This window comes from Paenibacillus sp. D9 (assembly GCF_001188365.1).
Taxonomy (GTDB): domain Bacteria; phylum Bacillota; class Bacilli; order Paenibacillales; family Paenibacillaceae; genus Paenibacillus_O; species Paenibacillus_O humicus.
Map to the genome: position 1 here is coordinate 5,258,955 of NZ_JZEJ01000001.1, position 13,355 is coordinate 5,272,309.

At 57.2% G+C, this 13,355-nt stretch carries 13 protein-coding genes; 10 read left to right on the forward strand and 3 right to left on the reverse strand.

The features are described 5' to 3' along the window. From VE23_RS23535 to VE23_RS23560, 5 genes are all read left to right on the forward strand, one after another. Complete coding sequence (locus VE23_RS23535) at window positions 1-987, forward strand: ABC transporter ATP-binding protein (RefSeq protein WP_048745085.1); 987 nt, start codon at window positions 1-3, stop codon at window positions 985-987. Beyond that, window positions 980-1,945 (forward strand): ABC transporter ATP-binding protein, encoded by a 966-nt coding sequence (locus tag VE23_RS23540; RefSeq protein WP_048745063.1) that lies wholly within the window; start codon window positions 980-982, stop codon window positions 1,943-1,945. The genes VE23_RS23535 and VE23_RS23540 overlap by 8 nt, the downstream gene beginning before the upstream one ends. Before the next feature lie 200 nt (window positions 1,946-2,145). Then, window positions 2,146-3,111, forward strand: coding sequence for an acetylxylan esterase (locus VE23_RS23545; protein WP_048745084.1), 966 nt, complete (start codon window positions 2,146-2,148; stop codon window positions 3,109-3,111). Between the two features lie 112 nt (window positions 3,112-3,223). Beyond that, window positions 3,224-4,045: an alpha/beta hydrolase gene (locus VE23_RS23550; protein ID WP_084781641.1), complete on the forward strand. Its 822-nt coding sequence runs from the start codon at window positions 3,224-3,226 to the stop codon at window positions 4,043-4,045. A 678-nt stretch (window positions 4,046-4,723) separates the two neighbouring features. Beyond that, a complete protein-coding gene (locus tag VE23_RS23560) occupies window positions 4,724-5,131 on the forward strand; it encodes an RDD family protein (RefSeq protein WP_049869329.1) in 408 nt (135 codons plus the stop codon). A gap of 81 nt (window positions 5,132-5,212) precedes the next feature. On the opposite strand, the gene VE23_RS23565 is transcribed toward VE23_RS23560, so the two are convergent. Together VE23_RS23565 and VE23_RS26150 are read right to left on the reverse strand one after the other, a co-directional pair. After that, window positions 5,213-6,064, reverse strand: a complete 852-nt coding sequence (locus VE23_RS23565) for an SDR family oxidoreductase (RefSeq protein WP_049869331.1) — start codon at window positions 6,062-6,064, stop codon at window positions 5,213-5,215. A gap of 195 nt (window positions 6,065-6,259) precedes the next feature. Then, window positions 6,260-8,083: a galactose-binding domain-containing protein gene (locus VE23_RS26150; protein WP_049869332.1), complete on the reverse strand. Its 1,824-nt coding sequence runs from the start codon at window positions 8,081-8,083 to the stop codon at window positions 6,260-6,262. 447 nt (window positions 8,084-8,530) lie between these two features. Here VE23_RS26150 and VE23_RS23575 point away from each other — a divergent pair, with 447 nt between their 5' ends. The 3 genes from VE23_RS23575 (at window position 8,531) to yunB (ending at window position 10,532) form a co-directional block, all read left to right on the forward strand. Then, the gene (locus VE23_RS23575) at window positions 8,531-8,965 is read left to right on the forward strand and encodes an RrF2 family transcriptional regulator (protein WP_048745061.1); all 435 of its coding nucleotides are present in this window, start codon (window positions 8,531-8,533) and stop codon (window positions 8,963-8,965) included. 80 nt (window positions 8,966-9,045) lie between these two features. After that, window positions 9,046-9,411, forward strand: coding sequence for a hypothetical protein (locus tag VE23_RS23580; protein ID WP_048745060.1), 366 nt, complete (start codon window positions 9,046-9,048; stop codon window positions 9,409-9,411). Window positions 9,412-9,605: 194 nt separating this feature from the next. After that, entirely contained in the window at window positions 9,606-10,532 is a 927-nt protein-coding gene (gene yunB / locus VE23_RS23585) for a sporulation protein YunB (RefSeq protein ID WP_157054039.1), read from the forward strand. 131 nt (window positions 10,533-10,663) lie between these two features. On the opposite strand, the gene VE23_RS23590 is transcribed toward yunB, so the two are convergent. Continuing rightward, window positions 10,664-11,686: a M23 family metallopeptidase gene (locus VE23_RS23590; protein ID WP_373864550.1), complete on the reverse strand. Its 1,023-nt coding sequence runs from the start codon at window positions 11,684-11,686 to the stop codon at window positions 10,664-10,666. Window positions 11,687-11,849: 163 nt separating this feature from the next. On the opposite strand from VE23_RS23590, the gene lipA reads away from it, so the two are divergent. Further along, window positions 11,850-12,746, forward strand: a complete 897-nt coding sequence (lipA, locus tag VE23_RS23595; RefSeq protein WP_048745058.1) for a lipoyl synthase — start codon at window positions 11,850-11,852, stop codon at window positions 12,744-12,746. A gap of 34 nt (window positions 12,747-12,780) precedes the next feature. Next, the coding region (locus VE23_RS26155; RefSeq protein WP_157054102.1) for a YutD family protein at window positions 12,781-13,355 on the forward strand (575 nt) is incomplete at its 3' end.

The following is a 13,355-nucleotide window of genomic DNA, read 5'->3' on the forward strand; positions in this document are numbered from 1 at the left end:
GTGAAAGACTTGCTGCATATTGAGCAACTGAAAACGCATTTCAGCACGGAAGCCGGCACGGTGCGGGCCGTCGACGGAGTGAGCCTGCATGTGCGGGCCGGCGAAACGGTGTGCATCGTCGGGGAATCCGGCTGCGGCAAAAGCATTACGGCGATGTCGGTCATGGGGCTGGTGGAAGGCCCGTCCGGCAAAGTCGTCGGAGGCGCCATCGAGTTCGACGGCCGCGATCTGCTTGCCATGAAGGCGAACGAGCTGCGGACCGTGCGCGGCAACGACATTGCCATGATCTTTCAGGAGCCGATGTCGTCGCTGAATCCGGTGCTCAAGATCGGCGAGCAGATTGTCGAGCCGCTGATGGAGCATCGCAAGCTGAGCCGGAAGGAGGCGCGGGCGCGGGCGATCGACCTGATTACTCTCGTCGGAATCTCGCGGCCGGAGCAGATCATGGACTCGTATCCGCATGAGCTGAGCGGCGGCATGCTGCAGCGCGTCATGATCGCGATCGCGGTGTCCTGCAATCCGAAGCTGCTCATCGCCGACGAGCCGACGACCGCTCTCGACGTCACGATCCAGGCTCAGATTCTGGACCTGCTGCGCAGCCTCAAGGATGAAGGCGGGATGTCGATCCTGCTCATCACGCATGATCTCGGCGTCGTCGCGGAGATGGCCGACTACGTCGTGGTCATGTATTCCGGCAAGGTCGTCGAGGAAGGCGAAGTCGTGGAGCTGTTCAACAATCCGAAGCATCCGTATACGCAAGGGCTGCTGAAGTCCAAGCCGATCATCAACCAGCGCAAGGACACGCTGTATTCCATTCCCGGACAAGTGCCGAATCCGCTTGAGCTGACGGAATCCTGCTACTTCCACGATCGCTGTCAGCATTGCATGGAGATCTGCCGGACCCGGGAGCCGAAGCTGAAGGATGTCGGGCAAGGCCAGAAAACGGCTTGCTGGCTGTATGAAGAGGAGGCGCTGGCCCATGTCTGAGGCTTTGCTGGAAGTGCGGCATCTGAAGAAATACTTTCCGATCAAGGCCGGGGTGCTGAACCGCACCGTCGGACATGTCAAAGCGGTAGACGACATCAGCCTGACGATTCGTCCGGGCGAAACGTTCGGGCTTGTCGGCGAGTCCGGCAGCGGCAAGAGCACCGTCGGCAAAACGATCGTGCGGCTGACGGAAAAAACGGAAGGCGAAGTCCGCTTCAAAGGAAAGGATCTGTATCATCTTCCTTCCGAAGAACTGCGCAAGCTGCGTCCCGAGCTGCAGCTGATCTTCCAGGATCCTTACAGCTCTCTCAATCCCCGCGTGCGGATCGGCGATGCCATCGGCGAGGCGCTCCTGGACCACGGGCTGGTACCGAAGGAAGAGATCCGGGAGCGGGTGCAGGAGGTTCTGGCTTCCTGCGGGCTGTCGGCTTACCATATCGACCGTCTGCCCCATGAATTCAGCGGCGGACAGCGCCAGCGGATCGGCATCGCCCGCGCGCTTGCGCTGAATCCGGATCTGATCATCGCGGACGAGCCGGTGTCGGCGCTCGACGTTTCCATCCAGGCGCAGATCATCAACCTGTTCCGCAATCTGCAGGAGACCCGGAATCTTTCCTATCTGTTCATCTCTCACGATCTCAGCGTGGTGGAGCATCTGTGCAACCGGATCGGGGTCATGTACCTCGGGTCCATGATGGAGACGGGCACGCGGGACGAGCTGTTCCTCACGCCGCTCCATCCGTATACGAAGGCGCTGCTGTCGGCGGTGCCGGTGCCGATTCCGAAGCTGAAGCGGGAGCGGATCGTGCTGCGGGGGGATATCCCGAATCCCGCCAACCCGCCATCCGGCTGCAAGTTCCATACGCGCTGCCCGCTGGCCGTGGAGCGCTGCAGGCTGGAGGTTCCAGAGTTCCGCCATATGGGCGGAGAGCATTATGTGGCCTGTCATTTGGCTTGACGGCTTGCTTGAAATCCAGAATCGCCTTTCCCCTCGAGACGAGGCCGGGAAGGCGATTTTTTGTACGAGCGCACAATGCCGTGCACAGCGGACCGAAAGCAAAAGGAGATTGCCTCAAGGGAGGACTACAGGCGTTATAGTCGAATGTTGAAAGCATGGATTGGTTTTTCGAGTCGATCAGAAGGGAGCATCAAGCGGGAATGGGATATATCGAGAAGGCAACGAAGGATCTCTACGGTTATTTGCCCGGGCTGACTAAAAAGGAGGATTTTGAGGCCTTTTGGGAGCTTACTTTGAATCAGGCCAAGAAGGTGCCTCTGCAGCCGCAGCGGACGGAGATCGACTATCCGAGCCGGCATGTCGGCGTCTACGATATCGCTTATAACGGAATGGACGAGACCTCCATCCGGGGATGGCTGATCGTTCCGCATTTTTTGAAGAAGGAAAGCTATCCCTGCCTCATCCATTATCATGGCTTCTCGGGAAGCAGAGGCGAGCCGTCGGATCATATGCATTGGGCGATGATGGGCCTTGCCGTGCTCTCCGTCGACTGCCGCGACCAGGGCGGACCGACCGGGAACAGCGCTTCCTACACGCATGGCTTTGTCGGGAACGTCGCCGTCAAAGGCGTTCATGACAAGATGGAGTACTATTATCGGTATGCCTATATGGACTGTCTCAAGGCGATCGACTTCGCCTGCGCCCAGGCGGAGATCGATCCGACCCGCATCGTCATCGAAGGCGTCAGCCAGGGCGGGGCGCTCGGGATGGCAGTTTCGGCTCTGGACGACCGTCCCGCCGCCGTCCTGGTCGACGTGCCGAGCAACAGCAATCTCGAGGCCCGCGTCGAGGGCTGCCACGGCGCTTTCGGCGGCGTCACGGAATATTTGAAGCGGCATCCGGAGCAGACGGATCTCGTTTTGGACAATCTGAGCTACTTCGACACGATGAACATGGCCGACCGCATCCATTGTCCGGTGCTCGCTTCGGTCGCCCTCAAGGATGAGGTCTGTCCGCCGCAGATGTATTTCGCGACCTATAACCGGATCCGGACGGAGAAGGAGATGAACATTTATCCGTTCAATGGCCACGAGGGCGGCGGGTCGAGGCAGACCGAGGCCAAGTTGGCCTATTTGCAGCGGAAGTTTCCGGGTTGGTTTGCGTAGCGGGATGGATTCGCGAAGCAATAGCTTCAGGCAAGATCGGGTTTCAATTGTCTCCGCTTAAGCAGAGACATGGCTTGCAGGGGAACGAAATGGAAAAAGGAGATGGCATGTCATGAGCGACAATCGCCAAATGATCGAATTATGGCCTTCCGGCGCACCTCTGGCAGCGGGCGACGGAGAGGAGGACCGTCCGGCGCTGGAGGCTTACCTGGTTGAAGGCGCCGTAAGCGCCGTCGTCGTATGCCCTGGCGGCGGTTATGGGATGCGGGCCGAGCATGAAGGAGAACCGGTCGCGCTGTGGTTGAACGGCCTCGGAATCTCTGCTTTTGTGTTGCGTTATAGAGTCGCGCCTTATACGTATCCGTCCCCGCAGGACGATGTGCAGCGCGCCATACGCCATGTTCGCTATCATGCGCTGGAATGGGGCCTCGATCCGGATCGAATCGGCGTGCTCGGCTTCTCTGCAGGCGGGCATCTCGCCGCGACTGCGGCGACGCTGTACGATGACGGCCGGCCGGATGCCCAGGATCCGGAGGACCGGATATCGAGCCGGCCGAACGCGGCCATCCTCTGCTACCCGGTCATCTCGATGGACCTCGCCTATACCCATGAAGGGTCCCGCATCAATCTGCTCGGCCTTGATCCCGATCCGGCGCTGGTGGAACGGCTGAGTCCGAATCTTCACGTAAACGCAGACACTCCGCCCGTGTTTCTCTGGCATACATCGGACGACGGCGCCGTCCCGGTAGAGAACAGCCTGATGCTTGCAGCCGCTCTCAGCCGCGCCGGCGTACCGTTCGACCTGCATGTCTATGAGAAGGGAAGGCACGGCATGGGCCTCGCGGATGAGGATCCCCATGTCGCGAACTGGCACGCCGTCTGCGGGCTTTGGCTCCAGCAGCAAGGGTTTGGACGGCTGGAGGATGGTTTGTAGGGAGATGAGCGAATTGTTCGATTGATTTAGCAGTCAGGATCAGCCCGATGTTCTTAAGGGAAAGGAATGCAAGCCCACCAAGGGCTGACGGATCACCAGACTCTGACTGAATTGAGGAATTCGAATGAAGGACTATAGTAGACCCATTTTGAGCTATATTGGATTTATATTATTCGGATTAACAGTAATGGCTAATTTATGTTTTAGATTTAGTAGAACATCTGATGTAGGAATTGGGATGCTTTTGTCGCTAGCAAATGCATTATTTTTAGTCTTCACCTTGTTATGGGGCTTAATGGGGATAATTGAGTTTCGTATCCTGTTTAAATTACGCAAGAGTATTAAAAAGAAATTGGATATGGGGAGGATGGAAGAGAATGAATACTTGATTAAATTAAAAAGACTTAAATTATGTTTCGTAACAAACATGATATATTTTTTCGTATTTTTATTTCAACTTTTTTATGTTATTTATAATTGGGATCAAGTTGATGTTTAATTTAAAAATCATTATATTGCTTTTCGGATTCCATCTCTTCTGGAATGCGGAAGAATTTTATGAATCATGGATGGAATGAAATAGATCATGGAAATTTGATCGTCTATTCTGTAAAAATAAAAGCGCATTTCCGGACATTTCATTTGGAACGGGAAGGCTGCTGGGAGGAGAGGACAGAGATGAGCGGAAATGAAAATGCCGGTTTTTGGATTCGGCTGGGCGCGAGCCTTCTTGACTCTCTTATTGTTGCACTGCCGATTTCCCTTTTCTTCATGCTTTTCACAGGAAGGGATTTTGGAGATGATTTTTTTTCGAATTTATTGATGTTTCTGTATTCCTTGCTTGTGCCTGTTTTTTGGCACGGGTACACCGTTGGGAAACGGATATGCCGCATACGAATCGTGAAGGTCAGCGACGGACAGCCGCCAGGTATCGGTACCATGCTGCTGCGTACGTTGGTAGCGGGCCTTATCTACGCCATCTCATTTGGCGTCGGAGCCATTGCGAGCGCAATTATGGTCGGCGTTCGAGAGGACAAACGATCTATTCATGATTTTATTGCCGGTACCGAGGTCATAAAGGATTAAAGCTCGCGAATAAGACAAACAACCCGCGGTTAAGTGAACGTCAGCGTTCCCTTGGCCACGGGTTGTTTTGACTGGAATTTGTTATTGTTCCTCGTCTATATTCAAATGAAGCTTGCGCGTATTCTTCAGACCGATAAGACCGGTCGGATCCTGCTCCGTCTTGAATCGGGCAAAGGCTTCCGCTGCCTCCGAAGTGCGGATGCGAAGCGGCTTGTCCGCCGCCTGCACGAGACTCCAGACGACTTCGGCCACGGATTCGGAGGTTTGCGGCACCGAGGTGCGGGCAGCGAAATTGTCCATATACCGGGTGAGGATCGGCTTGTACTCGTCTTCCAGAATCCCACCGGTCTGCTGCAGATGATTCATGACCGTACCGGTGAATTCGGTCGCGATCGCACCCGGCTCCAGCAGCGTGATATCGATGTTGAAGGCAGGCTTGTAATAGGTAGCGAGACTTTCCATCAGTCCCTCCACCGCGAACTTGCTTGCGCAGTAAATTTCATTGAAAGGCTGCCCGACGAGTCCGCCGACGCTTGAAGTCGTCATGATATATCCTTGCCCGGAACGCCGAAGCAGCGGAAGAGCGGCCCGGATCGTATTCATCACCCCATACACATTGGTATCGAATACACGCTCGATATCAGCCATCTCCGCTTGTCCGAGCGCTCGCAAGCAGCCGAATCCGGCGTTGCAGAACAGCAGATCGAGCCGGCCCTGCTCTTCTTCAATCGTCCGAAAGGCGCGCTCCAGAGAAGCGGGATCGGTAACCTCCATTTCCAGAAAAGTAAGATTGGCCGTTCCGGCATGACGCATGGAATCACGCTCCAGATTACGCGTGCCGGCATAAACCCGGACGCCTTCCGAGGCAAGCTTCAGAGCCGATGCGAGGCCGATTCCGGACGAGGCTCCGGTAATGGCTGCTGCTTTTGACATTGGGCATTCCTCCTGCGATTTCGTTGCGATCCATTCTTTCATAACTAAACCATATAGCGGGACCATGCCAGGGTCAAGCTGACGCGAACATGAAGTTCAAGCCGAACAGGCCCGCATCATGCGGACCTGAAGGCGAGGAGAAGTCTGTGCCGGACGTTTTTTGTCCATCCATGGCTGGAAAGGCGATGCTCCTGACTATTTCCAGCCCGGCATTTCATCGAGCGTCAACACGTTGGCGGCAGCGTAAATGCCCGGGAGCGCGCTTCGATTGTCCTCGATGAAGTCCGGCCAAAGCATCGCGTAAATCCATTTGTTCTGGCTGGCGAGCAGCGAGGAGGAAGGCATGAACTGGCATTCGCCGATCGCAATCGGCTTCCCGCCCGACACTCGTTGCATCGTATTGTAATTCGTCGTGGTGTATCCCGTGTTATAGACGTCCAGCGAAGCGATATCGAAGTAGGAAGCACCCGGATTGTAGGCGTCGATTTCCGTACTGAGATTGGAGAAGTCCTGGATGTTCCAGACCCAAATGATGTTCTCCAGTCCTTTTGCATTCGTCAAATAATCATGCGTGATCTGGTACAGCTTGGCGGTTCCGTTCGACCCTTTGTGGCAGGACCACCAGAAGACGCATTGGTTCATCTCGTGGAAGGGGCGGAACAGGACGACGACATTGTTGTTCTCCAGGTCCTGCAAATACGTGGACAGCGTGTCGAGGCGGCCGATCCAAGCGTTGTACAGGCTCGTTCCCGGCGTCGTGAGCTGGGTGAATTGGGCATCGGTCAGCTTGGCCGGATTGGCTCCGCCGATATCGTCCCAGCTGCAGTATTCATCCCGGTTCGGAGCGCAGGCATGATACATCAGCGTGACGAGCGCGCCTTTGTTGAACTGGTTTTTGGCTTCGTTGATCATCGTCTGGCGCTTGTCGACAGCTCCGCTGCCGAAGCCAAAGTCGCCGCCCCACAAGGAGGGCGTGCGTCCGGCGATGGAGGCGACAGTGTTGCTGTCGCTTGTCGGCGTACCGGCGTTTTTGTTCTCGATGCCGACGATCGTATGGTTGCCGGAAATTCCGTTCAGGTAATCCAGAACGCGCTGCTTGACGGCCGCGACGCCGGTGCCGCTTCCGCCCCCGGCGCTGTTGTAGACCTCGAATTCATAGAGAGAGAAGCCGTAGCTCGTAGCGCGCTGGATCAGATATACCTTGACATAGCGTGCTGACGCGGGAGAGAAGGTGATCGATGTGGTGCCGCCGGTGCCGCTGTAATTGGAATAAACGGTCGTCCAGGTGCTGTTGTCGGTCGAGGTCTGCACCTGGAACTGCTTGGCGTAGGCCGCTTCCCATTTCAGCACGACCTTGGCGATGCTTTGCGGGGACCCGAGATCGACATAGATGTACTGCTGGTCGGCATAGGATGAGCTCCAGCGAGTGGAACCATTGCCGTCGACCGCATTAGATGCCGGAGTCGTGGAATCCTCGGTGGAGGAGACGGTGACAGGCTTGCCGAGAGCCAGATTTCCGGTAGAAGAGCTGCCGCCATCGTCGCCGTAAATTTCGAATTCGTAAAGGGAGTAGCCGTAGGCGGTCGCGCGCGTGAAGGCGTACATTTTCACATAGCGGGCGCTGGCGGTGAAGGTGATCGTGTTGGTGCCGCCTGTGCCGCTGTAATTGGAATAGACGGTTGTCCAGGTCGAATTGTCGTTCGACGTTTGAATCTGGAAGCCTTTGGCATAAGCGGCCTCCCAGCGCAGCACAACGCTGGAGATGGAGCGGGCTGCGCCCAGATCGACGATGATATACTGCTGATCGCTCGTATTGGACGACCAGCGGGTGGATGTATTGCCGTCGGCGGCGTGGGAGCCGCCATATTCGGAGCTTTGGACCGAGGAGACCGTTACCGGCTTGCCTAGCGCCAGGTTGACCGTTGCGGCCTCGGCGGAAGGGGAGTGGACGGCTCCGAGCGCAATCGAGACCAGAATCAGCGCAATAGCGCACAGCCAGGCGGGGCGGGAAATGGACACGTTACAAAACCTCCTGAAGGTTGATGGGCCAAGCCTTACCTTGGTGCCGACTCATGCTGCTTGGAGCAAAATCGGCAGCAGCTGCTTTCCATAGGAAGCCGGCGACTGCGCCTCAAGGCGATTCGATAAGCGACGGTCACCTCCTTCAGAATAAATGAATGCGTTTCCATAATTCAACAATAGTATAGGATTCGAATAAAACTTTTGCAACAATTTAATTTTGTTTAATTTAAAAGAATTTAAAGCCGCTTATATTCGAGTAAATGAGTGCTGGCACCCATACTCCTTCCATTGTGCCGGTTAGGCATTGGATGACGGCGCGGCTTGCACGCTCCGGTGAGCGCCGGCAGTGGCGAGTAGGCCGTTCAATCGTCATTCCAGGTTCAGTTGACTTCGACAACTGTTACCGATAGAATAACAGTAAGCTTGCAGAGGGGAGAGGATATCATGAACAGTGAATTCACGATTGCCGTGCATAGCCTCGTCTATTTGGCATACCGCCCTGATCGGATGGCGACGAGCGAAGCGATTGCGAACAACGTGAATACGCATCCCTCTCGAGTCCGCAAAGTGATGAGCTGCTTGAAAAAGCGGAATTACGTTGTGACCAAGGAAGGGCTGGGCGGGGGCTATATTCTTCATTGCAGCCCGGAGAGCGTGACGCTGGCCGAGATTTACCGAGCGACCTCCATCGGAACGATGAAGCCTTCGTGGTGCTCCGGTACCGAAGAGGGAGATTGTCTTGTCGCCTGCAATATGGCGAACGTCATGGATGTCATCTTCATGGAAACCGAGGAGAAGCTGCTTCAGCATCTGGAAAGCATGACGATCCGCGACGTGCTGGAGCGCATCAAGTCCGCCCGGACCGCAGCGCTCGGATAGGCTGCCGAGCGTTGGTGCGGAGACGTTTTACGAGCTAACTGTCACTTTTTTGAATATAGATTCTGGGGAGGCATGGGAAAATGAGTTCAGTAGATTACCTTATCGGCATGGGGGACTGGGTCAGCGGGACTACAGTCATGGATGAACGCTTCATCGGTTTTATCGATTCGGTCGACTCCGACACCTGCCGGATCCACGTTACCCAGAGCGACCGCGAACGCATCGTAGGCAAAAAGGTCGGAGCGAGAACATCGAAGGTGCGCAAGCTGGATGTCCATAAGCCTGCCGCAGATGCGGAACTGAGAAGCCTGATCGAGCTGGCGCTGATGACCAAGGACGAGGACTGGTTCAAGGAGCTTGCAGCCCGTCTTTCCGGCGTCGACGAAAATGCGGCTTCCAGCCCGGCTAACGGGGGTCCCGTGCATCGCTTCGCTGTCTATGAATGAGTACGGCAGCCGCAAATGGCACGCCAACTGCTCACGCGGGCGGCGATGATTCCGGCAAGCCCCTGTCTGCAGCTTGCAGGCAGGGGCTTTTTCGCAGGAGCGGGTCATAGCTTAAATCCCGGCATTGTCCTTCTGATTGCGGCCTTGTACGCATAGGCTGTAGCAAAAGCGATTGAAGCCGGGAGGGATGGCCAGTGGCCCGATGGGGAAGGCGAGTCAGATGGAAGCTGCCGGTTGCTCCGGCCAAACGAATGCGCATGGCCAAGCCGCGTGCTTCCGGAGGCTGGAGGCCCGGAGCTTCCAAGCCGCCCGCGCAGTGGAGGCCGTCGGCCCGAACGGCCTCGCGAAGAATGAGCGCTGTTCGAGTTCAAGGGCGGACGCCTCCATCCTTTCCGCGCCCGCGGAAAATCCGCAAGCGGTGGTGGCTGCTGTTTCTGGCCCTTCTCGTTCTGGCCGGCACGGTGAACGCATACGTGTTCGTCGAAAGAAAGCTTCAGCCCCCTTTGATGAGGGTGGCGCAGATCAAGGTGAAGCAGATCATGACCGAAGCGATCAACAAGGCGATTACGGAACAGGTGGCTTCCGGGACGGATCTGCAGAACCTGATCGATTGGAAGACAGGCGACAATGGCAAGATAGCCGCTTTCATGATGAATTACAACGAGCATATGAAAATAACCGCGCAAACGGTCCAGACGGTGCAAAGCACGCTGAAGGACAGCGACAAGTTCAAGGAGGGCATTCCGATCGGCCAGGCTTTCGGAAGCGCGCTGCTGTCTTCCTTCGGTCCCCGCATTCCGGTCCGCTTCGAGCCGCTCGGAGACGCTCAGGTGGAGCTGGGCACGCGCAAAAGCGATGCCGGCATCAACATGGTTCTGGTTGAGGTCTATATCCGGATCAAAACCGAGCTGGCCGTCATCATTCCTTTCGATTCCAGCTCCCAGTCGCTGGAGACGGAAATACCGGTCTCTTATCTGATGGTGGTCGGCGATGTTCCGAGCTATTATTACGATGGCAAAGGCAATCCGGTCGGTGACGCGAAAGCCAGCGCGCCTGCTCTCGCCCTGCCTCCCGTCCCGACGACTCCGGAAACGGCCGGCGGCGGCTCCGGGCAGCATTGAGCGAGAGGGGACACAGCCTCCAGGATAACTCCGATGCGCTGGTTCAGGCGAGCGGCGAGCCTTGATTTATCAACAGACAAGCAATAAAGCAGGCGAAGGCCGCGAGCCTTCCGCCTGCTTTATTTGCGGAATCATTTCCCTTTCGCCTTCTTGGCTTTGAGCTCCTGCCGCTCCCACTGCTTCAGCAGCGGATAAGGATCGAAAGCCCACTCCACCATGCCCCGGTCGCGATAAATGCCGTAATGCAAATGGGGCGGGAATTTTCCCGATGTGCCGGGCTTGCCGTATCCGGAGCTGCCGACCCAGCCGAGCGTCTGGCCGGGCGTGACGGCTTGTCCGGTTTTCAGCGATTTGTCGAAGCCGGACAGATGGGCGTAATAGTGGTAGCGGTTCTCGGCGTCGCGAATTCCGATTCTCCACCCTCCGTAGTTGTTCCAGCCCATGTTCTCGACGATGCCGTAGCAGGTGCTCCGCACAGGAAGGCCGTAGTCCGCGAAAATATCCGTTCCCTCGTGCGTCCGATGGCCTCCCCAGCCGCGCGCGGTGCCCCAGGTGCTGCGATAGGAGTAGTTGGTTCCAACGGGGACGGGGAACGCGCTTCCGGACAGATCGACCCGTCCGTAGGTCTTGTACAGCTGGGCGAATTGGCTCACCCGCTGGACGGCCCGGATATTATGGTAGTATTCCCACACGCCGATGACGAAATCGTCCGGCGCCGTTCCATATTTGGCGACCGCGGCCGATTGGGAGTACAGCAGATCGAGGTCGCTGGCCGGATCGGCCTTCCCGTCACCGTCGCCGTCCTTGCCTATCCCGCCGAAGACGAGGATGGAATCGGGATTGCGGTCGTCGGCATCGGGGTTGAGAGCGCCGGTCCATTGTTCCGGGGTCACATATAAGCCAGCCCATTTCCCGAGTTTCGGCCTTGATTTGGGACGGGCTTTGCCGAGGGTCCGCTCGTATTGGTCGAGGGCGGCGACCTGCTCCCAGGACAGCCCGGTAAGAAGCGCCATCCGGGCGTATACCGGCTTGCGCTCTTCCTTGGACGACGCTTCCAGAGCCTGCTCCTGTCCGGCGGATTCCGGCACGGCCGCGGCGGATGCGGCTCCGCAGCCTGCGGACAGCAGCAAAATCGAGGCCGCCGCGAACATCATTCTTTTCAACACGGTATTCCACCTCCACGGCAAAATGAAGCTTTGCCCTAGGTTCTGCATGGCGATTGGTTTTTATCCGAAACATGTTATAATAGATGACAGTTTGACGCTATCGTACCTTATACGCGATTTATGAGCGATTTACAGGAAAGCAGGGGATTTCATGAGCACGAGAGCTCCCAAGCCGAAGCTCCCGAAGCCGGAATGGCTGAAGATCAAGCTGTCGACGGACGGCAACTATGCCGAGCTTAAAGATATGATGCGTTCCAAGACGCTGCATACGGTATGCGAGGAAGCTCGCTGCCCCAATATTTACGAATGCTGGGCCAACCGCACGGCAACCTTCATGATTCTGGGCGATATCTGCACGCGGGCCTGCCGCTTCTGCGCGGTCAAGACGGGCCTGCCGACGGAGCTCGATCTCCAGGAGCCCGAGCGCGTGGCCGAAGCTGCGGAGCAGATGGGACTGCGCCACTGCGTCGTCACCTCCGTTGCACGCGACGACCTCTCCGACGGCGGCGCGATGATTTTCGCCGAGACGATCAAAGCCATCCGCAAGCGGCTTCCGCTGTGCAGCGTCGAAGTTCTCATTCCCGATTTTCTCGGGAAGCGGGAATCGCTGCAGATTGTCATGGACGCCAAGCCGGACATCCTCAACCACAACATCGAAACGGTCGAGCGCATGTCCGACCGAGTCCGGGCCCGCGCCAAATATGCCCGCTCGCTGGAGCTTCTGAAGCGCGCCAAGGAAATGAATCCCGACATTCCGACCAAATCCAGCATCATGCTGGGCGTCGGAGAGAAATACGAAGAAATTCTGGCTTCAATGGACGATCTGCGCGCCGTGGACTGCAATATTCTGACACTGGGCCAGTATCTGCAGCCGTCCCCGAACCATTTGGCTGTCGAGCGCTACGTCCATCCGGACGAGTTCAAGCAGCTCAAGGAAGAAGGAATGGCGCGCGGCTTCAGCCACGTGGAATCCGGTCCTATGGTGCGCAGCTCCTACCATGCGCATGAACAGGTGAAATCCGCAACTGGAGCGGCTGCAGGCGTCTAAGCAGCAGCTGCCTGCCCGCGAGGAGGGTACGGACTTGATATTCGTCGGCACGAGAAAGTACGAGCTTATCCATGAGCACAAAGCCGCCTGGAATGCGGAGGTGTTCCGCGATCGCTACAGCGACATCCTGGAGCGCTACGATTATATTCTCGGCGACTGGGGCTACAGCCAGCTCAGGCTCAAGGGCTTCTATCGGGACGATAGCCCCAAAGCGAACCGGGATACGGCTTTTTCCGCTATCATGGAATATGTCAATGAATATTGCAATTTCGGGTGCGCTTACTTCATCATGGAGCTGAAGGAGCCGCTCAGCGCCGATCCGGATGCCCCTCCGGAGGAGCCGGGTCCGGACGACATTGTGATCGTGCCTGGCGTGCGCCGATTCGAAGAGGACAGCTACAGCCGTCCGCCGGCAGCCGATCGGCGCGGCCGCGGCGACCGCTCCTCCGGCAAGCGCGGCAGCGATCAAGCCGACGGAACCGACGCGAAACAAGGCGAGGCCGCTGCGGAAGCCGGCGGCGGCGGGGAAGCCGCAGCCGCCACCGATCGGCGCGGCTCGCGCCAGGGCTCGCAGGGCGGCCGCTCAGGCGGCGGCAAGCGCCCGGGCGG

Coding starts and splice junctions, on each gene's coding strand:
- VE23_RS23540 (WP_048745063.1), top strand. CDS start 980: ATGTCTGAGGCTTTGCTGGAAGTGCGGCATCTGAAGAAATACTTTCCG.
- VE23_RS23545 (WP_048745084.1), top strand. CDS start 2,146: ATGGGATATATCGAGAAGGCAACGAAGGATCTCTACGGTTATTTGCCC.
- VE23_RS23550 (WP_084781641.1), top strand. CDS start 3,224: ATGAGCGACAATCGCCAAATGATCGAATTATGGCCTTCCGGCGCACCT.
- VE23_RS23560 (WP_049869329.1), top strand. CDS start 4,724: ATGAGCGGAAATGAAAATGCCGGTTTTTGGATTCGGCTGGGCGCGAGC.
- VE23_RS23565 (WP_049869331.1), bottom strand. CDS start 6,064: ATGTCAAAAGCAGCAGCCATTACCGGAGCCTCGTCCGGAATCGGCCTC.
- VE23_RS23575 (WP_048745061.1), top strand. CDS start 8,531: ATGAACAGTGAATTCACGATTGCCGTGCATAGCCTCGTCTATTTGGCA.
- VE23_RS23580 (WP_048745060.1), top strand. CDS start 9,046: ATGAGTTCAGTAGATTACCTTATCGGCATGGGGGACTGGGTCAGCGGG.
- VE23_RS23590 (WP_373864550.1), bottom strand. CDS start 11,686: ATGATGTTCGCGGCGGCCTCGATTTTGCTGCTGTCCGCAGGCTGCGGA.
- lipA (WP_048745058.1), top strand. CDS start 11,850: ATGAGCACGAGAGCTCCCAAGCCGAAGCTCCCGAAGCCGGAATGGCTG.